17 protein-coding genes are annotated in these 17,182 nt (G+C 59.8%); 13 read left to right on the top strand and 4 right to left on the bottom strand.

The features are described 5' to 3' along the window. Window positions 1-102: 102 nt before the first annotated feature. From hslV to AB4P90_RS02890, 7 genes are all read left to right on the top strand, one after another. A complete protein-coding gene (hslV, locus tag AB4P90_RS02920) occupies window positions 103-633 on the top strand; it encodes an ATP-dependent protease subunit HslV (RefSeq protein WP_003171209.1) in 531 nt (176 codons plus the stop codon). 37 nt (window positions 634-670) lie between these two features. After that, entirely contained in the window at window positions 671-2,008 is a 1,338-nt protein-coding gene (gene hslU / locus AB4P90_RS02915; RefSeq protein ID WP_003171208.1) for an ATP-dependent protease ATPase subunit HslU, read from the top strand. Window positions 2,009-2,168: 160 nt separating this feature from the next. Then, window positions 2,169-2,546, top strand: a complete 378-nt coding sequence (locus AB4P90_RS02910; RefSeq protein ID WP_019820036.1) for a gamma-butyrobetaine hydroxylase-like domain-containing protein — start codon at window positions 2,169-2,171, stop codon at window positions 2,544-2,546. Between the two features lie 249 nt (window positions 2,547-2,795). Continuing rightward, window positions 2,796-4,475, top strand: a complete 1,680-nt coding sequence (phaC, locus tag AB4P90_RS02905) for a class II poly(R)-hydroxyalkanoic acid synthase (protein WP_103452089.1) — start codon at window positions 2,796-2,798, stop codon at window positions 4,473-4,475. A 165-nt stretch (window positions 4,476-4,640) separates the two neighbouring features. Further along, a complete protein-coding gene (phaZ, locus tag AB4P90_RS02900) occupies window positions 4,641-5,486 on the top strand; it encodes a poly(3-hydroxyalkanoate) depolymerase (RefSeq protein WP_019820034.1) in 846 nt (281 codons plus the stop codon). 90 nt (window positions 5,487-5,576) lie between these two features. Next, a complete protein-coding gene (phaC, locus tag AB4P90_RS02895; protein ID WP_395605642.1) occupies window positions 5,577-7,259 on the top strand; it encodes a class II poly(R)-hydroxyalkanoic acid synthase in 1,683 nt (560 codons plus the stop codon). A 27-nt stretch (window positions 7,260-7,286) separates the two neighbouring features. Then, entirely contained in the window at window positions 7,287-7,907 is a 621-nt protein-coding gene (locus AB4P90_RS02890; protein ID WP_020302373.1) for a TetR/AcrR family transcriptional regulator, read from the top strand. 7 nt (window positions 7,908-7,914) lie between these two features. On the opposite strand, the gene AB4P90_RS02885 is transcribed toward AB4P90_RS02890, so the two are convergent. Beyond that, window positions 7,915-8,610, bottom strand: a complete 696-nt coding sequence (locus AB4P90_RS02885) for a response regulator transcription factor (RefSeq protein ID WP_014716566.1) — start codon at window positions 8,608-8,610, stop codon at window positions 7,915-7,917. Window positions 8,611-8,948: 338 nt separating this feature from the next. Between AB4P90_RS02885 and AB4P90_RS02880 the strand changes: the two genes are divergently transcribed. From AB4P90_RS02880 to AB4P90_RS02855, 6 genes are all read left to right on the top strand, one after another. Continuing rightward, on the top strand, window positions 8,949-9,527 hold the full coding sequence (locus tag AB4P90_RS02880) for a fimbrial protein (protein ID WP_014716565.1): 579 nt from the start codon (window positions 8,949-8,951) through the stop codon (window positions 9,525-9,527). Between the two features lie 53 nt (window positions 9,528-9,580). Next, window positions 9,581-10,354, top strand: a complete 774-nt coding sequence (locus AB4P90_RS02875; RefSeq protein WP_060767916.1) for a molecular chaperone — start codon at window positions 9,581-9,583, stop codon at window positions 10,352-10,354. Between the two features lie 6 nt (window positions 10,355-10,360). After that, complete coding sequence (locus AB4P90_RS02870) at window positions 10,361-11,119, top strand: molecular chaperone (RefSeq protein WP_020302376.1); 759 nt, start codon at window positions 10,361-10,363, stop codon at window positions 11,117-11,119. 144 nt (window positions 11,120-11,263) lie between these two features. After that, window positions 11,264-13,828, top strand: a complete 2,565-nt coding sequence (locus AB4P90_RS02865; RefSeq protein ID WP_395605641.1) for a fimbria/pilus outer membrane usher protein — start codon at window positions 11,264-11,266, stop codon at window positions 13,826-13,828. Further along, on the top strand, window positions 13,825-14,781 hold the full coding sequence (locus tag AB4P90_RS02860; protein WP_014716561.1) for a fimbrial protein: 957 nt from the start codon (window positions 13,825-13,827) through the stop codon (window positions 14,779-14,781). Before AB4P90_RS02865 ends, AB4P90_RS02860 begins: the two co-directional genes overlap by 4 nt. A 17-nt stretch (window positions 14,782-14,798) precedes the next feature. Beyond that, the gene (locus AB4P90_RS02855; protein WP_288855899.1) at window positions 14,799-15,314 is read left to right on the top strand and encodes a fimbrial protein; all 516 of its coding nucleotides are present in this window, start codon (window positions 14,799-14,801) and stop codon (window positions 15,312-15,314) included. A 93-nt stretch (window positions 15,315-15,407) separates the two neighbouring features. Here AB4P90_RS02855 and AB4P90_RS02850 read toward each other — a convergent pair whose 3' ends face one another. From AB4P90_RS02850 to AB4P90_RS02840, 3 genes are all read right to left on the bottom strand, one after another. Then, window positions 15,408-16,349 carry a phasin family protein gene (locus AB4P90_RS02850; protein ID WP_288855900.1) on the bottom strand — a complete coding sequence of 314 codons (942 nt, stop codon included), beginning with the start codon at window positions 16,347-16,349 and terminating at the stop codon, window positions 15,408-15,410. Between the two features lie 12 nt (window positions 16,350-16,361). Next, on the bottom strand, window positions 16,362-16,784 hold the full coding sequence (locus AB4P90_RS02845; protein ID WP_014716558.1) for a phasin family protein: 423 nt from the start codon (window positions 16,782-16,784) through the stop codon (window positions 16,362-16,364). Window positions 16,785-16,888: 104 nt separating this feature from the next. Next, the gene (locus tag AB4P90_RS02840) at window positions 16,889-17,164 is read right to left on the bottom strand and encodes a polyhydroxyalkanoic acid system family protein (RefSeq protein WP_014716557.1); all 276 of its coding nucleotides are present in this window, start codon (window positions 17,162-17,164) and stop codon (window positions 16,889-16,891) included. Window positions 17,165-17,182: the final 18 nt, after the last annotated feature.

Genomic DNA, 17,182 nt, shown 5'->3' with positions numbered 1-17,182 from the left:
ACCACTCGTCCGCACTGCCTCCCTACGGTTGAAATCCCCCTCGCCACCCCCATATGAGTTTCCATCAGGGCATTTTCGCCCCGCTGCGTGGAGACTCTCCCCTTGACCACCATCGTTTCAGTACGTCGCCACGGCAAAGTTGTCATGGGCGGCGACGGCCAGGTTTCCCTGGGCAACACCGTGATGAAAGGCAACGCCAAGAAAGTGCGCCGCCTGTACCACGGCCAGGTGCTTGCCGGCTTCGCAGGCGCGACCGCCGATGCCTTTACCCTGTTCGAACGCTTCGAAGGCCAGCTTGAGAAACACCAGGGCCACCTGGTGCGCGCCGCTGTAGAGCTTGCCAAAGAATGGCGCACCGACCGCTCCCTCAGCCGCCTGGAGGCTATGCTGGCGGTTGCGAACAAAGACGCTTCCCTGATCATCACCGGCAACGGCGACGTGGTTGAACCCGAGCATGGCTTGATCGCCATGGGTTCAGGTGGCGGCTACGCCCAGGCTGCGGCCAGCGCGCTGCTGAAGAAAACCGACCTGTCGGCCCGTGAAATCGTCGAGACCGCCCTGGGTATCGCTGGCGATATCTGCGTGTTCACCAACCACAATCAGACCATTGAGGAGCAGGACCTCGCCGAATAAGCCCTGGGCTTATTCAGGCTTGAGGCCGCCAAACACTATGTCCATGACTCCCCGCGAAATCGTCCATGAACTCAACCGCCATATCATCGGCCAGGACGATGCCAAGCGCGCCGTTGCCATTGCGCTGCGTAACCGCTGGCGCCGGATGCAACTGCCAGAAGAACTGCGCGTTGAAGTAACGCCCAAGAACATCCTGATGATCGGCCCTACCGGCGTCGGCAAAACCGAGATCGCTCGGCGGCTGGCCAAACTGGCCAATGCACCGTTCATCAAGGTCGAAGCGACCAAATTCACCGAAGTTGGCTATGTGGGCCGCGATGTCGAGTCGATCATTCGTGATCTGGCTGACGCCGCCCTGAAGATGCTGCGCGAACAGGAAGTGACCAAGGTCAGCCATCGCGCCGAAGACGCCGCTGAAGAGCGCATCCTCGACGCCCTGCTGCCACCGGCACGCATGGGTTTCAACGAAGACGCCGCACCTTCGTCGGATTCCAACACCCGCCAGCTGTTCCGCAAGCGCCTGCGTGAAGGCCAGTTGGATGACAAGGAAATCGAGATCGAAGTGGCCGAAGTGTCCGGCGTGGATATCTCTGCCCCGCCTGGCATGGAAGAAATGACCAGCCAGTTGCAGAACCTGTTCGCCAACATGGGCAAGGGCAAGAAGAAAAGCCGCAAGCTCAAGGTGAAAGAAGCGCTCAAGCTGGTGCGCGACGAAGAAGCCGGGCGCCTGGTCAATGAGGAAGAACTCAAGGCCAAGGCCCTGGAAGCGGTCGAGCAACATGGCATTGTGTTTATCGATGAGATCGACAAGGTGGCCAAGCGTGGTAACTCCGGCGGCGTGGATGTCTCCCGCGAAGGCGTGCAGCGCGATTTGCTGCCGCTGATCGAAGGCTGCACGGTCAATACCAAGCTGGGCATGGTCAAGACTGACCACATCCTGTTTATCGCCTCCGGTGCCTTCCACCTGAGCAAGCCCAGCGACCTGGTGCCCGAGCTGCAAGGCCGCCTGCCGATTCGGGTGGAGCTCAAGGCACTGACGCCGGGCGACTTCGAGCGCATCCTCAGCGAACCGCATGCCTCGCTCACCGAGCAGTACCGCGAGCTGCTGAAAACCGAAGGGCTGGGTATCGAATTCCAGGCTGACGGTATCAAGCGCCTGGCGGAGATCGCCTGGCAGGTCAACGAGAAGACCGAGAACATCGGTGCCCGTCGCCTGCATACCTTGCTTGAGCGCCTGCTTGAGGAAGTGTCGTTCAGCGCCGGCGACATGGCCGGTGCGCAGAATGGCGAAGCGATCAAGATCGATGCCGATTATGTGAACAGCCACCTGGGCGAATTGGCGCAGAACGAAGATCTGTCTCGTTATATCCTGTAAGCCTCACTCAATGTGGGAGTGGCTTGTGTGGGCGCTGGCTTGCCTGCGATAGCATCACCTCAGTGTTCCTGAAACACCGAGGTGCCGGCATCGCGGGCAAGCCCGGCTCCCACATTGGTCCCTCCCACATTTTGGGCCGGTTCCTTCAGGGTTATCTCCAATGTCGAAATTTCCTACCGCAGTAAACCTGCATAAAACCTCCAACACCCTCGGCCTTACCTACGGGCCCGACGAGGTTTACCAACTACCCGCCGAATTCCTGCGGGTGCACTCCCCTTCCGCCGAGGTCCAGGGCCACGGCAAACCCATCCTGCAATTCGGCAAGCTCAACGTCCGGTTGATCAAGCTGGAACCGGCCGGCCAGTACGCACTGAAATTGACCTTCGACGACGGTCATGACAGCGGACTGTTCACCTGGGACTACCTCTATCAGTTGGCCGTACGTCAGGACGCTTTGTGGGCCGACTACCTGGCCGAGCTCAAAGCCGCTGGTAAAACCCGCGATCCGAGTGAGTCGGTCGTGCGGCTGATGCTCTAGCTCAACGGTCTTGCTGTTTAGAGCGCATTTTCTAATTTCATCTGCTTGAATGCCCTGTCGCGTGGCCAACGATTGGCCCGCTTGCGAAAAAAAATAAACTCGGGTAACCAATGGAGCTGGCAAGTTCCCTGCATTTGACGATGCGGTATCAACGGTCACCCGAGTCGCAGTACCAGGCTGGTGTCGTGTATCGAAATTGGGTGCGCAGCAATCGCCGGTACTCGTCTTTCGGACAATGGAGCGTCGTAGATGAGTAACAAGAATAACGATGACTTGAAACGCCAGGCCTCGGAAAACACCCTGGGGTTGAACCCGATCATCGCGTTACGCAAAAAGGATTTATTGGCCTCGGCCAAGATGGTGCTGACCCAAGCCATCAAGCAACCGTTGCACAGCGTCAAACACGTCGCCCACTTTGGCGTTGAATTGAAGAATGTGATGTTCGGCAAATCCGCACTGGTGCCCGAGGGCGACGACCGTCGCTTCAACGACCCAGCCTGGAGCCAGAACCCGCTCTACAAACGTTATTTGCAGACTTACCTGGCGTGGCGCAAGGAGCTTCACGACTGGATCGACGACAGCAACCTGTCGGCACAAGACATCAGCCGCGGCCACTTCGTGATCAACCTGATGACCGAAGCCATGGCCCCCACCAACAGCGCGGCCAACCCGGCGGCGGTCAAGCGCTTCTTTGAAACCGGCGGCAAAAGCCTGCTCGACGGCCTTTCCCACCTGGCCAAGGACATGGTGCACAACGGCGGTATGCCCAGCCAGGTCAACATGGGCGCCTTTGAGGTCGGCAAGACCCTGGGCACCAGCGAAGGCGCGGTGGTGTTTCGCAACGACGTGCTGGAGCTGATCCAGTACAAGCCCATTACCGAGCAGGTGCATGAGCGCCCGCTGCTGGTGGTGCCGCCGCAGATCAACAAATTCTACGTCTTCGACCTGTGCCCGGATAAAAGCCTGGCGCGCTTCTGCCTGCGTAATGGCCAGCAGACCTTTATCGTCAGTTGGCGCAACCCCACCAAGGCCCAGCGCGAATGGGGGCTATCCACCTATATCGAGGCGCTGAAGGAAGCGGTCGATGTGGTCACGGCGATTACCGGCAGCAAAGACGTGAATATGCTCGGTGCCTGCTCAGGCGGCATCACCTGCACGGCGCTGCTGGGCCACTACGCGGCGCTGGGGCAGAAGAAGGTCAACGCCCTGACTCTGCTGGTGAGCGTGCTGGATACCACCCTGGACACCCAGGTGGCGCTGTTTGTCGACGAGCAGACTCTGGAAGCGGCCAAGCGCCACTCCTATCAGGCCGGCGTGCTGGAAGGTCGCGACATGGCCAAGGTCTTTGCCTGGATGCGCCCCAACGACTTGATCTGGAACTATTGGGTCAACAACTACCTGCTGGGCAACGAGCCGCCGGTGTTCGACATCCTGTTCTGGAACAACGACACCACACGCTTGCCGGCCGCGTTCCATGGCGACCTGATCGAACTGTTCAAAAACAACCCACTGGTACGGGCCAACGCCCTGGAAGTGTGCGGCACGCCCATCGACCTCAAGCAGGTCACTGCCGATATCTATTCCCTGGCCGGCACCAACGACCACATCACGCCGTGGCAGTCCTGCTACAAGTCAGCGCAGTTGTTCGGCGGCAAGGTCGAGTTTGTACTGTCCAGCAGCGGGCATATCCAGAGCATCCTCAACCCGCCGGGCAACCCCAAAGCGCGCTACCAGACCAGCGAGGGCCTGGCCGGCAGTGCGCTGGAGTGGCAGGCAGATGCGACCAAGCACACCGATTCGTGGTGGCTGCATTGGCAGGTGTGGCAGGCGGAGCGGGCGGGAAAGTTGAAAAAAGCCCCGACGACATTAGGCAATAAAACCTATGCAGCCGCTGAAGCGGCGCCGGGTACATATGTACATGAACGCTAGGCATTCTTGTGATTGAAATGAGATCAGATGTGGGAGCTGGCTTGCCTGCGATAGCAATGGGCCTGCTCACTAATCGCGGCCTGAAAGAATGCCATCGCAGGCAAGCCAGCTCCCACACTGACCGAGTTCCTACAGACCAATAGCACCACTTCACAGGGCTTGAGCATGGCGCAACCGTTCATCTTCCGTACCATCGACCTGGATGGCCAGACCATCCGCACGGCGGTACGCCCGGGCAAGCCGCACTTGACCCCGCTGCTAATCTTCAACGGCATCGGCGCCAACCTTGAGCTGGTGTTTCCGTTCGTCCAGGCCCTGGACCCGGACTTGGAAGTGATCGCCTTCGACGTGCCCGGCGTGGGCGGATCCTCGACGCCGAACCGACCCTATCGCTTCCCCGGCCTGGCCAAGCTCACCGCACGTATGCTCGATTACCTCGACTACGGCCAAGTGAATGCCGTGGGCGTGTCCTGGGGCGGAGCGCTGGCCCAGCAATTTGCGTATGACTACCCCGAGCGCTGCAAGAAATTGATCCTGGCGGCCACCGCGGCCGGGGCCTTCATGGTGCCGGGCAAACCGAAGGTCTTGTGGCTGATGGCAAGCCCCAGGCGTTATATCCAGCCGTCCCACGTGGTGCGCATTGCACCGATGATTTATGGCGGCTCGTTCCGCCGAGATTCCAAACTGGCCGCCGAGCACGCCAGCAAAGTGCGCTCGGCCGGCAAGCTGGGTTACTACTGGCAACTGTTTGCCGGGCTGGGCTGGACCAGCATTCACTGGCTGCACAAGATCCGCCAGCCCACCCTGGTGCTGGCCGGGGACGATGACCCGCTGATCCCGCTGGTCAACATGCGCATGCTCGCCTGGCGCATCCCCAATGCGCAGTTGCACATCATCGACGACGGCCACCTGTTCCTGATCACCCGGGCCGAAGCCGTGGCGCCGATCATCATGAAGTTTCTGGAGGAGGAGCGCCTGCGTGCCGTGATACATCCGCGACCGGCGGTGTGAAGGACCACACCACCGCGCAACTTGCCAGGAACCGACTATGGTTCTGGATTGGCGTGCCTGCTTGATGACTTGACGAAGGAGTGTTGGCTCATGCGAGAAAGACCCGTGACGAACCCGGCGCCCACCCCCGCTGCGTTCATCAACGCGCAAAATGCGATCACCGGCCTGCGCGGCCGGGACTTGCTGTCGACCCTGCGTACCGTCGCCGCGCACGGCCTGCGCAACCCGGTGCACACCGCTCGCCACGCCCTGGCCCTGGGCGGCCAGCTGGGCCGTGTGCTGCTGGGTGAGACCGTGCACGAACCCAACCCCAGGGACCATCGCTTCAGCGACCCCACCTGGAAGCTCAACCCGCTGTACCGACGCAGCTTGCAAGCCTATCTGAGCTGGCAAAAACAGACACGGCAGTGGATCGATGACAGCGCCCTCAGTGACGATGATCGCGCCCGCGCGCAGTTCGCCTTCGCCCTGCTCAACGATGCCGTGTCCCCTTCCAACACCCTGCTCAACCCGCTGGCGATCAAGGAGTTGCTCAACTCCGGCGGCAACAGCGTAGTGCGTGGCGTGAGTAATTTGTTCGAAGACCTGCTGCACAACAACGGTTTGCCGCGCCAGGTCAGCAAGCACGCTTTCGAAGTGGGCAAGACCGTGGCGACCACCCCCGGTTCGGTGGTGTTTCGCAATGAGCTGCTGGAGCTGATCCAATACAAGCCCATGAGCGAAAAACAGTACGCCAAGCCACTGCTGGTGGTGCCGCCGCAAATCAACAAGTACTACATTTTCGACCTGAGCCCGGCCAACAGCTTTGTGCAATACGCGCTCAAAAACGGCCTGCAGACCTTTATGGTCAGCTGGTGTAACCCGGACGTGCGGCATCGCGAATGGGGCCTGTCCACCTACGTGGCGGCGCTGGAAGAAGCGCTCAACGTGTGCCGGGCCATCACTGGCGCCCGCGAGGTCAACCTGATGGGCGCCTGCGCCGGGGGCCTGACCATCGCCGCGCTGCAAGGCCACCTGCAAGCCAAGCGCCAGTTGCGGCGCATCTCCAGCGCCAGTTACCTGGTAAGCCTGCTCGACAGCCAGATCGATAGCCCCGCAACCCTATTCGCCGACGAACAAACCCTGGAGGCCGCCAAGCGCCGCTCCTACCAGCAAGGCGTGCTGGATGGCCGCGACATGGCCAAGGTGTTTGCCTGGATGCGCCCCAACGACTTGATCTGGAATTACTGGATCAACAATTACCTGCTGGGCAAGGAACCGCCGGCGTTCGACATCCTGTACTGGAACAACGACAACACGCGCCTGCCCGCCGCCTTGCACGGCGACCTGCTGGATTTCTTCAAGCACAACCCCCTGAGCCACCCTGGCGGCCTGGAGGTATGCGGCACGCCCATCGACTTGCGCAAGGTCGCGGTGGACAGCTTCAGCGTGGCCGGCATCAACGATCACATCACGCCGTGGGACGCGGTGTACCGCTCCACGCAACTGCTGGGTGGCGAGCGGCGCTTCGTGCTGTCCAACAGCGGGCATATCCAGAGCATCCTCAACCCACCGGGTAACCCCAAGGCCAACTACGTCGAGAACCTCAAGCTGAGCAGCGACCCGCGCGCCTGGTATTACGACGCCCAGCACGTCGAAGGCAGTTGGTGGCCGCAGTGGCTGGAGTGGGTGCAAAAACGCTCCGGTGTACAACGCGAAACCCTCACCGCTCTGGGCAACCAGAATTACCCACCGATGGAAGCGGCGCCGGGCACTTACGTGCGCGTGCGATGAGCTCAAACATCACATTAAGAAGACTGGATGAAGACCCGCGACCGTATCCTTGAATGTGCCTTGCAGTTGTTCAACCACAAGGGCGAACCGAACGTGTCGACCATGGAGGTGGCCAATGAAATGGGGATCAGCCCCGGTAACCTCTACTACCACTTCCATGGCAAGGAGCCGTTGGTACTGGGGCTGTTCGAGCGCTTTCAATGCGAGCTGGCGCCGCTGCTCGACCCGCCTGCCGATGCGCAACTGGAGGCTGAGGACTACTGGCTGTTTTTGCACCTGATTGTCGAGCGCATGGCCCACTATCGCTTCCTCTTCCAGGACCTGTCGAACCTGGCCGGGCGCCTGCCGAAGCTGGCCAAGGGGATCCGCAATCTGCTTACCGCGCTCAAACGTACCCTGGCCTCCTTGTTGGCGCGGTTGAAGGCTGCGGGGCAACTGGTCAGTGACACCCAGGCACTGGGGCAGTTGGTGGAACAGATCACCATGACTCTGCTGTTCTCCCTCGATTACCAACGCGTACTAGACCGTGAAGGCGAGGTACGAGTGGTGGTGTACCAGGTCATGATGCTGGTAGCGCCGCACCTGCTGTCACCTGCACGCCAGGCCACCGAACGCTGGGCCTTGCGCTACCTGGATGATCCGCTTTGACCGGTGCTTACTCAGGCCCGCCGAATTGCTGAATGAATTTGAAAAGTTCACTGTCATTGCGCACGCCCAACTTCCGATAAGCCGATTGTTTCTGCGTACTGATAGTACTTGCACTGCGGGAGAACTTTGCCGCAATCGAACTGACTGACATGCCATCGAGAAAACAGCGCAACACTTCGCGCTCTTTGGGTGTGAGCCCGGAAGTCAATGACAGCGTCGCTGAAACATTGACCGTCGACTTCACGGTGACGAGATCAAACGCAGAGTGTTTGCCCTGTAATGTCGCCAACATACAAGGTTGTATATAAAGCCGCCCTTGAGCGACAGTTCGGATAGCCGTGATCAGCTCGGTCAGATTCTGAGTCTTACCCAGAATGCCCCAACATCCAGCCTTGAGCGCCAGCGAGACTGTCGCAGGCGAATAATCCGAGGAAACGATCAATGCCCGGCACTGGCTGAAACGCCTGCCCAGCGTCTGGAGCAGACTGAGGCCGTCGATGTCTGACGGCGCCAGCACGAAGTCCATGACGACCACATCGACCCGCTGACGGGCCAGCGCCTCCAGCAGTTGCCGGCCCGTACCGTAGGAGCCGGTCACCTGAATGTCGGCCTCGGCATTCAATCCCAGTGCGATACCTTGGCGAACCATCTCGTGGTCATCCAGCAGCATGACGGTACAGATGGCCAATGGTGAAGTTGTCATAACGAGCCCCGCATAAATCAATGCAGTACTGCACGCTATAGACCAGCCTTATGCAGGGTTCAATAAGCAGACACAACAGTACTACATTTACTTACGGCAACTTCCTACAGAAACAACTGAGGAAACTTTACCCAACCAAAAATCCATACGAAAAAACTAAACAAAACAAAACGCTTTCGAACAATCACGAACCAAAACTCGAGACTTCGCTATAGAGCGCATTCACTTTTAGATACAAATTATGCCAGCCCGCCCCATGAAAAAAATTCGACAAGAACCTCAGGCACTGCGCTTAAACCTGCGGCGGATAACTTCAATAACTCGAGATCGAAAACAGAATGAAAGCCAACGTTTTACCTGCCGTTGCAACCGCCCTGGCCTTGAGCGCCACGATGACGTCATCGGTGTACGCCGCGGACGGCGTGATCAACTTCAGTGGACTGGTGACCGACGTGACCTGCACCGTCGAAGGCGCGGCTCCGGGCACGGGGGCTGTGGTCAAGGACGTGAACCTGGGTGGCGTCTCTGCTGCACGCCTGGCCACGGCAGGCAGCCGTGCCAACCTGACCGGCTTCACCATTCGCATCGGCGCACCGGGTGAGGGCAGTTGCACCAACGGACGCACCGCCATGGTTGCCTTCGATCCGACCAGCCCGGCCATCGACGTGGCCACTGGGCGCTTGAACATTGATGGTTACGACGATCCATCGGATACCACCAACGCCAAAAACGTCCAGGTGGAGGTCACCAGCCGCAGCGGCACGCCGATCAACGTGTACACCGAAAAATCCGAAGGCGTGGTGATCGCCGATAACCAGGCAACCATCCCATTGGCTGCACAACTGTACGCCAGCGGCCCGGCCACCGAAGGCAAGGTCAACACCCGGGTCGGGTTCATGATCGAGTACGCCGAGTAAAGCGCGAGCGAGCCTGCGAAGGCGGGCTCCTCCCTGGGTAAAGAGACCAGACGATGAAAACGAAGGCCCGTCTTACATTTGTCGCCGGTGTGTCTGGTGCAATGCTGCTGTTCATACTTGCCGCCGAGGCAGGCGTCATCATCCACGGCACACGGGTGATCTACCCTGCCGAACGGCAGGAAGTGATCGTACGCCTGGAAAACAAGGGCAATCGCCCGGCATTGGTGCAAACCTGGCTGGACGACGGCGACCGATACTCAACAGCCGCCACTGCAAAAGCGCCGCTGAGTACGTCCCCCCCAATCTTCCGCATTGAGCCGCACCAGCAACAGGCGTTGCGCCTGCGCTACTCGGGCGAGCCTTTGCCTGCCGATCGTGAAAGCCTGTTTTGGCTCAACGTACTGGAAGTGCCGCCGAGTGCCGCAAAGGGTGACGAGAATAACCAGATCGAATTGGCATTTCGCACCCGCTTGCGCGTATTCCTGCGCCCGCAAGCGTTGCCTTATCCGGTGGCAAACGCAGCCTCGAAACTGCAATGGAAACTGATCGCCCACGATCGCGGCTACGCCCTGCAAGCCACTAACCCGACGCCCTATCACGTCTCGCTTGCCTCTATCGAACTGCTCAGCGCCGGCCAGCGTTTTGCCAAAGCGCCGAACCAGAGCGCCAACGACAGCCTGCTGCTGCCGGCCGGCGATGTAAAACGCTTTGCGTTGCCGCTGTTGCGCGAATGTCCGCGTACCCCGGCCAAGGTTGAGTTCACCAGCGTCAGCGATTTCGGTGCCCGCGTACGGCATTCGGCAGCGCTGCCTGGCTGCACGGGATAAACCACCATGAATGTATTTTCGATTTTTGCGCAGACCACCTTGCTGACCTGCACGCTGGTGGGCGCAACGGCGCTGCAGGCGAGCGTGATCATCAACAGCACGCGCGTGGTTTATCCGCAGAACGACAAAGAGGTCACCGTCAGGCTGGAGAGCAAGAACCAGGCACCGGTATTGGTCCAGACCTGGCTGGATAATGGCGATGAGCAGTCGACGCCACAGGTGGGCGGCATTCCTTTTGTGGTGACCCCGCCCATCTTCCGTATGGAACCGGGCAAGCAACAGGTGGTGCGCGTGGCCTATACCGGCGAATCCTTGCCGACCGCACAGGAAAGCCTGTTCTGGTTCAACTTGCTGGAAGTGCCTGCGCAATCTCCAAATGCGCAACAGGGCAACCAACTGCAGCTGGCGTTTCGCTCGCGGATCAAACTGTTCTTCCGTCCGCATAACCTGCTCTACGGAGTCGAAACGGCACCCGGAAAACTGCAATGGCGACGCATCTCAAGCGCACAGGGCCAGGGCCTGGAAGTCTTCAACCCGACGCCCTATCACGTGACCTTTGAAGCCGTCGAGGTGCTGGAGTCCGGGCAACGACATGCGCGTAAAACCGCGTCGTCGGGCAGTGAAAACATGGTACTACCCGGCGGCCGCCTGCGCTTTGAGCTGCCCACGCTCAAAGCATCGGCCAATACCGAGGCGACCGTAGAGTTCCAGACACTCGATGACTATGGCGTGAAGGCCGTCCATAGCGCCAAGGCCCCGCCATGACAGCCCCCAGAACAGACCTTCCAGCGTAGGGCGCCCTGACTGGCGCTACCACGCCCCTACTTTTTCATGTCGATGCCCACTGACGCGGGTAGGGACGCCCTATGCCGACAGTCGACCGACACCTGTTTTTCGAGAATGCTGAACATGAGTTTCAACACGCCAACCGGCGTAAAAGCACGTCATCGCTTCAAGCGGACCCTGCATAGCCTGCTGTTGATCAGCGGCGCTCAAGCCGTCAGCGCCCAGAGTGCCGAACAGGTCGAATTCAATCCGGCTTTCTTTCCGGGTGGCAAGGCGGGCTTGCAGGTCGATATCGCCAAGTTCAACCAAGGCAACGTCGTCCTGCCTGGCAGCTATCGCGCCGATGTGCACCTTAACGGCCAGTGGATCGGGCGTGAAACCCTGTCCTTTTCCAAGATCGCGGGCCATGACACCGCCCAGCTGTGCCTGGAGCCCCAGGCGCTGCTCAGGTTTGGCGTTATCGTCGATAGCGTCGAGGCAGCAGCCCTTTCCAGCTGTGCCGACATCGCCAGCTACCTGCCCGGCGCCAGCAGCCAGTTCGATTCGGGTGAAAGTCGCCTCGACCTGCAAGTTCCACAGATATACCTGGCGCGCCAGCCACGCGGCTACGTCGACCCGCAACACTGGGATGGCGGCGTGGATGCCGCGTTCGTGCGTTACAACACCAATACCTTCACCACGCGGACCGGCGGGCGCACCCAGGGCTCCAGCTACCTCGGCCTGAACACCGGCCTCAACCTGGGGGACTGGCACTGGCGCCACAACGGCAGCTACAGCCGCACCCATACCGTCTCGGGGTACCAAAGCAGCGCCACCTATGTGCAGCGGGATTTGAGTGCCTTGAAGTCCCAACTGGTGCTTGGCGAACTCTATACCCCCGGCGAACTGTTCGACAGCGTGCGTCTGCGCGGCGCCAGCCTGTCTTCCGATGACCGGATGCTGCCCGATTCACTGACCGGCTTTGCCCCGGTAGTGCGCGGGGTTGCCGAGACCAACGCACGGGTCACTGTGCGCCAACGCGGTGTGTTGCTGGATGAAGTCTCCGTCGCGCCCGGCCCGTTCGTGCTCAAGGACCTGTTCCCCACCGGTTACGGCGGCGACCTGAATGTCACCGTCACCGAAGCCGACGGTCGTACCCGTGAGTTCATCGTACCGTTTGCCGCCAACGCCAACCTGCTGCGCCCCGGCTACAGCCGCTATTCGCTGAGTGCCGGCCTGCTCGATGAAGTCGGCCTGCACCACCCGCCCAGGCTGATGCAAGCGACTTACCAGCATGGCCTGAGTAATCTGCTGACCGGTTATACCGGTGCCGTGATGGGTGAGGATTACCGTTCACAGTTGCTGGGGGCCGCGTTCAACACACCGTTGGGCGCACTTTCTCTGGACTTGACCCAGTCGAACGCGCATCTGCCAGGGCATGGTTCACGCGCGGGTCAAAGCGTACAGCTGCGCTACAGCAAGAACTTCGCGAATACGGGCACCCACTTCGCGCTGGGCGCCTACCGCTACTCCACCGAAGGCTTCTTGAGCGTGAGCGACGCAGCACACATCCGCGACCTTGCGCTGGACGGGCTCAAGCTCGACACCGTTTCGCGCCTGCGTGACCGAATGGACATCAGCCTCAACCAAAGCGTCGGCGACGGCTCGGTGTACCTGACCGGCTCCTCGCAAAACTATTGGAACCGCAACAATGGCAACCTGACGTTTACCGCCGGCTACAGCAGTACGTGGAAGGGTTTGCATTACACCGTCAGCGCGCAGCGCACCCGGGACTTGCTGAGCGAACGCGTCGACAAGCAATTGGACTTTACCGTCAGCCTGCCACTGGGCAGCGGCGCACGCTCGCCCACACTGACCACCACCGTCTACCGTGGCGATCAAAGCAGCGGCGAGCGCCTGAGCCTGGGCGGTACGCTTGGCGGGCGCAATGAATTGAGCTACGGCCTGAGCAGCAGCCGTGCTCAAGGCAGCGGCTATGCCACTAGCGCCGACATGAAATACCAGACCTCTCAAGGCGTGCTGTCGGCAAGCTACGGCCAAAGCAACGCGTACCAATCGACCTCCCTGGGCATGACCGGTGGCATCGTCGCCCACCGTGGCGGTGTGACCTTCGCCCCAGAGTTGGGCGACACCATCGGCATCGTCCAGGCTCCCGACGCCCTCGGCGCACGGATCAATGGCAACCACAGCGCGCAGATCGGCAAAAGCGGCTTCGCCGTGGTGCCGAATCTCACGCCTTACCGCCAGAACGTGGTCGAGTTGGACCCCAAGGATCTGTCCACGGATGTCGAGCTCAAGACCGCCGCTCAGAACGTCGCGCCACGAGCCGGCTCGGTGGTGCAGTTGCAATTCGAGACCGTCAGCGGGCAGGCCATGTTGATCACGGCGCTGCGGGAGGATGGCACGCCATTGCCGTTCGGCGCGGATGTGTTCGATGAAAGCGGCGCCAGCGTCGGGATCGTTGGCCAGGGTGGCAAAGCCTTTGCGCGTGTGTCACGCGGGCAGGGGCAGTTGACGGTCAAGTGGGGCCCGGACGCCACGACCCTGTGCACGCTGCGCTATGACGTGAGCACAGGTTTCACTGCCGAGAGCACCAACCGCTTGCGTCACCTGAACGCAGGTGCCTGCCAGCATGCGCCGCAAGCGCCTACCGCCAAAAGCCCCATGACAATACGGAGTTCACAATGAAGCCGTCGATCTCGCGCCTCTTGACCCTGCTGGTGCTTGGCCTGCCCATCGCGGCCCAGGCGGAGTGCGATAGCTATATGGACTCCGAGCACGGCCTTTCCCTTCCGGCCACTATTACGGTACCGGCCAACCTGCCCGATGGCAGCATCATCACCCAGCAGCCATTCAGTGGAGTGGTTCCCGGCCGTTTCTTCAATTGCCACAGCTTGACCCTCAGACAGGTCACCTCCCGCAGGTACCCGCAACTATTGCCAAGCCTGATCTATTCCACTGAGGCTCCTGGCATCGGCATCCGCATAAAAATTACCGATGCCCGAGGAGTGACCAACTTCTACGCGCTTGAAAATATTACCAATCAGCTGCCCACTGGACGCCATCCCATCTTCACCAATGCCGAGGCGATCTTCTACAAAACCGGCCCGGTGACCGGAGGGGTAGTGCCGGCGGGAAGCATCTACAAATACACAATGATGACCCGTATAGGCCAGCGCCTGGGCCGCTTTGAGCTCAACCTCAACAACTCGGTCAGGTTCGTAAGCCCTGTTGCTACCTGCAACCTTGAAGCAGGCGACGTCAACCGCTCCATCGCCCTCGACCCGGTGCAGGTCAGTGCTTTCAACAGCAGCCCCTACGCTGGCGCACACAACTTTGAGCTGACGGCCAATTGCAGCGATGCCGCCAACGTCACCTTTCGTTTTTCCGGCCCGCCCTCGCCTGAAAATGACCTGCTCTTCGCCAATACAGGCACCGCTGGAGGCGTGGCGCTGTGGCTGTATTCACGTATCAACGGAACGAATCAAACGATCCCTGCCAATGGCAGCGACAACGAACGCACGCTGGTTGTGAGCGGCAATCGCGCGGTACTGCCACTCGGCGCTGCGTACCACAAAAGCGGCACGGTCGGCCAAGGCACGCTGATCAGTACCGCTACCGTCAACATCACCTACAACTGAAACCCTGAGGATTAACGATGCGTCTCTCAATACTGCCCCTGCTATTGGCGTTCACGGCCAGCCTGGGCGCTCCTGTCGCCTTCGCTGCTACCACCGGCACCCTGACCTTCCAAGGCGTGGTCAACGCGGGCACGTGCAACCTGATCGCCGGCGATGTAAACCGCACCATCACTCTACCGCCCGTCAAAGTGTCGGACTTCGATAGTGCCGACTCCGCTGGAGAACACGATTTCGAGCTTGCCGCTGACTGCGACTCTGACGTCAAGAACGTGATCTTTCAATTCGCTGGCACACCCTCCGCCGGCAACGCAGAGCTCTTTGCCAATACGGGAACTTCGGGCGGCACCGCTCTTTGGCTGGCCAGCGCAGGCATCATCCCCGCCAACGGTACTGAGGCCCAGCGTAGCCGTACGGTTGCAACGAGCAGCAGCAAGGCGGTACTGGCGCTCAAAGCGGCTTACCACAAAACCGGCGCGGTGATTTCCCACGGCACGCTGGCCAGTGCCGTCACCGTTTCGATCACTTATAACTGATGGGCTTGGTGTAGCGCCCGCGACGCCTGATTGCTGTGGCCCATAAAAAATGCCCGACCTTTATAGGCCGGGCATTTTCTGGTCCCGCAAAAATCAGGACTGACTGGATGGCGTCGGGGTTACCGGCGTTGCAGTCGGGGTAGCAGCGGTGGGCGACGGCGCGGACACCGAATTGGCTGCAGAAGCAGTCGGAGCCGGCTTGGCCGCCACGGCAGGCTTTGGCGCTGCTGGCTTTTTCACCGCGGCAGGTTTTTTGGCCACCGCAGGTTTTACCGCCGGTTTGGCTGCTGCTGGTTTCGCGACGGATTTTGCCGCAGCTGGCTTGGCAGCGGGTTTGGCGGAAGCTGGCTTGGCAGCGGATTTGGCAGCAGCCGGTTTAGCCGCAGGTTTCGCTGCTGCTTTAGCAGCCGCTGGCTTGGCGGCAGGTTTGCTGGCCGGTTTGGCAGCAGCTGTTTTGGCCGCTGGCTTGGCCGCAGGTTTCGTCGCGGCTTTGGCTGGCGCCTTGGCCGCAGATTTTGCAGCCGGTTTAGCGGCAGCTTTAACCAGAGGCTTGGCAGCGGCTTTGGCTGCTGGTTTTGCAGCTGCAGTTTTGGCCGCTGGTTTTGCCGCAGGTTTTGCCGCGGCAGTCTTGGCTGGAGCCGCTTTGGCGCCAGTGAGTTTTTCGATTTGCCTGGTCAAGGTATCGACCTTGCTGTGCAACGTCTTCAACTCAGCCTTGCTAGGCACGCCCAGTCGCGAAATAGCACTGTTGAGGCGCTTGTCGAAGGTTTCTTCCAACTTGCCCCACGTGTCAGAAATGCTCGACTTGGCGGAACCGGCCGTTGCCTTGGCCGCATCAACTTTTTTCCCCACTGTACTCTTGGTCAACTTCTCGGCTTTCTCGCCGTCCTTGACCAGAGTCTCGAAGTATTTACCGCCGTCACTGCTAACCTTCGAGTACACGCCTAAACCAGCAAGCCAGATTTTGCGGGAATATTTTTCAACTTCCCCGACCCACGAGCTGCCTTCTTTCTGAGTAGTCTTTTTAACAGCCATCCCGATGTCTCCTTAGTGTTTACGCGCGACACGTTCGAGCAATGCCGTCAGCTCTTCGAGCTTAGCAGAGAGTGTCTCCACGTCATGTTTAGACGCAATGCCGATTCGATTCAAGGCACTTGCAACACGCGTGTCAAAAGCTTTTTCAACTTTATCCAGCTGAACTTCAACCAGGCTCCTGACGCCGGAGACATTACTCTTTACCTGGTCAATCTGACTGTTGGCGGCATCAAGTTGTTCAACTACAACTTTTTTACCTTTACTTTCAACATGTTGGCCGCTCTTAACCAGCTCTTTGAAGTACTCGCTGCCCTCACTGCCGACCTTCGCATAGGCACCAAGACCCGCCAGCCAGATCTTGCGGGCATAGCTTTTAACCTCACTCAGGGGAGTGGTTTGAACGTCGATTTTTTTCTTCAAAATAACTTTGGCCATGGTGCACCTCACACAAAAAGGGGGGGAGGACGGCCCGCAGGAGTTGAGGGCTTGGGCACAAAGTAGGGTTTAAAATTAGAATCGGCACCCTAAGAGCAGCCAGGTCAGGCCAACGCTTTATCCAAGGCCTTTTCGATTTCGGACTTTATCGTGCCACTCATGGCCGACATCAACAGGCCGAGTTCGACATCGATGCGCAGTGAGTTGTCGGCCACCGCAACCGTGCCTTTAACCCCGGAGCGCTTGAGCTTCAGGGTGTCGCCAGCCCATGAAGACTCCACCCCATATTTATCCTCGAGTTTGCGCGCCAATTGCTCAGCCTTGGCCCGCGCCTGTTCTTTTCCCAGGGTATGTTCACGCTCAACGGTAATACGGGCCATTGCAATGACTCCTCTATA

Origin of the sequence: Pseudomonas sp. B16120 (assembly GCF_044218845.1) — a bacterium.
Taxonomy (GTDB): Bacteria; Pseudomonadota; Gammaproteobacteria; order Pseudomonadales; family Pseudomonadaceae; genus Aquipseudomonas; species Aquipseudomonas paracarnis.
Note: the sequence above shows the minus strand (reverse complement) of the source record. Positions and strands in the feature narration are given on the sequence as shown.

What these genes read in the sequence shown, in the direction of transcription:
- phaZ (WP_019820034.1), top strand. Translation starts at nt 4,641, where the DNA reads ATGGCGCAACCGTTCATCTTCCGTACCATCGACCTGGATGGCCAGACC.
- AB4P90_RS02850 (WP_288855900.1), bottom strand. Translation starts at nt 16,349, where the DNA reads ATGGCTGTTAAAAAGACTACTCAGAAAGAAGGCAGCTCGTGGGTCGGG.
- AB4P90_RS02870 (WP_020302376.1), top strand. Translation starts at nt 10,361, where the DNA reads ATGAATGTATTTTCGATTTTTGCGCAGACCACCTTGCTGACCTGCACG.
- AB4P90_RS02875 (WP_060767916.1), top strand. Translation starts at nt 9,581, where the DNA reads ATGAAAACGAAGGCCCGTCTTACATTTGTCGCCGGTGTGTCTGGTGCA.
- AB4P90_RS02910 (WP_019820036.1), top strand. Translation starts at nt 2,169, where the DNA reads ATGTCGAAATTTCCTACCGCAGTAAACCTGCATAAAACCTCCAACACC.
- AB4P90_RS02880 (WP_014716565.1), top strand. Translation starts at nt 8,949, where the DNA reads ATGAAAGCCAACGTTTTACCTGCCGTTGCAACCGCCCTGGCCTTGAGC.
- AB4P90_RS02860 (WP_014716561.1), top strand. Translation starts at nt 13,825, where the DNA reads ATGAAGCCGTCGATCTCGCGCCTCTTGACCCTGCTGGTGCTTGGCCTG.
- hslU (WP_003171208.1), top strand. Translation starts at nt 671, where the DNA reads ATGTCCATGACTCCCCGCGAAATCGTCCATGAACTCAACCGCCATATC.
- phaC (WP_395605642.1), top strand. Translation starts at nt 5,577, where the DNA reads ATGCGAGAAAGACCCGTGACGAACCCGGCGCCCACCCCCGCTGCGTTC.
- AB4P90_RS02890 (WP_020302373.1), top strand. Translation starts at nt 7,287, where the DNA reads ATGAAGACCCGCGACCGTATCCTTGAATGTGCCTTGCAGTTGTTCAAC.
- AB4P90_RS02840 (WP_014716557.1), bottom strand. Translation starts at nt 17,164, where the DNA reads ATGGCCCGTATTACCGTTGAGCGTGAACATACCCTGGGAAAAGAACAG.
- phaC (WP_103452089.1), top strand. Translation starts at nt 2,796, where the DNA reads ATGAGTAACAAGAATAACGATGACTTGAAACGCCAGGCCTCGGAAAAC.
- AB4P90_RS02865 (WP_395605641.1), top strand. Translation starts at nt 11,264, where the DNA reads ATGAGTTTCAACACGCCAACCGGCGTAAAAGCACGTCATCGCTTCAAG.
- AB4P90_RS02885 (WP_014716566.1), bottom strand. Translation starts at nt 8,610, where the DNA reads ATGACAACTTCACCATTGGCCATCTGTACCGTCATGCTGCTGGATGAC.
- AB4P90_RS02855 (WP_288855899.1), top strand. Translation starts at nt 14,799, where the DNA reads ATGCGTCTCTCAATACTGCCCCTGCTATTGGCGTTCACGGCCAGCCTG.
- AB4P90_RS02845 (WP_014716558.1), bottom strand. Translation starts at nt 16,784, where the DNA reads ATGGCCAAAGTTATTTTGAAGAAAAAAATCGACGTTCAAACCACTCCC.